The organism is Streptomyces sp. A1136, assembly GCF_004795055.1.
Taxonomy (GTDB): Bacteria; Actinomycetota; Actinomycetes; order Streptomycetales; family Streptomycetaceae; genus Streptomyces.
The window spans coordinates 1-536 of the sequence record NZ_SSBJ01000339.1 but is presented as its reverse complement, the minus strand read 5'-3'; the positions used below and the strand labels follow the sequence as shown (position 1 = coordinate 536).

The 536-nt window shown below is 74.6% G+C and carries 1 protein-coding gene; it reads right to left on the bottom strand.

Annotated features, from left to right (window positions below):
• On the bottom strand, nt 1-504 hold a 504-nt coding region (locus tag E6R62_RS38925; RefSeq protein ID WP_306432521.1), incomplete at its 3' end, for a 4'-phosphopantetheinyl transferase superfamily protein.
• Nucleotides 505-536: the final 32 nt, after the last annotated feature.

The following is a 536-nucleotide window of genomic DNA, read 5'->3' as shown; positions in this document are numbered from 1 at the left end:
CTGGCCGAGCGCCTTGGTGTACGCCTCCTTCAGCGTCCAGGTGCGCACCAGGCGGCGCTGCTGCTCGGCCTCGTCGAGTCCGCCGAGCCAGCGGCGCTCGGCGGGGGTGCACAGATGGCGCTGGACCGCGGAGTACTGGATGCGGCGGTCGGCCAGCTCGGTGTCGACGCCGACCCGGCCGCGCCGGTTGAGGCCCACCACCAGGAGGTCCCGGGTGTGGCTGAGGCTGACCTCGATCTGGTCGCAGCCGCGCAGATAGGGGCGCCCGCCCGCCTTGGAGGCCAGCTCCACGGTCTCGGGCGGGGTCTGGAGGGCCGCGCCCGCGGTGTGCTTCACCAGGAGCCGGGAGGCGGCGAAGCGGTCACGGGCCTCCGGGTCCTGGAGGTTGTTGAGCCGCTGCCAGTCCCGGGCGCCGAGCAGCGGGCGCAGCTGGGGGTCGGCGATGGCCGCCCGCAGCCAGTCCCGCCAGTTGGCGTGCACCACGACATGGCCGTGCCATGCCATGGCCTGCCGCACCCGGCTCCATGGGCTGTCGG